Raw genomic sequence first — 471 nt, 5'->3', positions numbered from 1 at the left:
TCGCTGGCTTCACCCCCGGGAGCCGGTGATCGCGCTGGAGATGGCGGGCGACGCCCGGGCGTACCCCCTGCAGATCCTGATCTACCACGAGATCGTGAACGATGAAGTGGGTGGCCGCCCGGTGGCGGTCACTTTCTGTCCCCTGTGCAACGCCTCCATCGTGTTCGATCGCCGCGTGAAGGACCGGCTCCTCGACTTCGGCACCACTGGGCGGCTGCGCAAGAGCGACCTGGTGATGTACGACCGTCAGACGGAGAGCTGGTGGCAGCAGTTCACGGGCGAGGCGATCATGGGCCACTACGCCGGGACGGTGCTCAGGCAGATCCCCTCCGGGATCGTGGCCTACGAGGACTTCAAGCGCGCTCATCCCCGGGGACAAGTGCTGTCCCGGGAGACGGGCTTCAGCCGCCCCTACGGCATCAACCCTTACCGGGGCTACGACCGCATCGACGAGATTCCTTTCCTCTTCGC

1 protein-coding gene is annotated in these 471 nt (G+C 66.0%); it reads left to right on the top strand.

The window, feature by feature from the left end; translation table 11 throughout:
* The coding region (locus tag ACTFO6_RS17655) for a DUF3179 domain-containing protein (RefSeq protein WP_439935730.1) at positions 1-471 on the top strand (471 nt) is incomplete at both ends.

Source organism: Pelomicrobium sp. G1 (assembly GCF_051905455.1).
GTDB lineage: Bacteria > Pseudomonadota > Gammaproteobacteria > Burkholderiales > UBA6910 > Pelomicrobium.
This window is presented reverse-complemented; position numbering and strand designations above follow the sequence as displayed.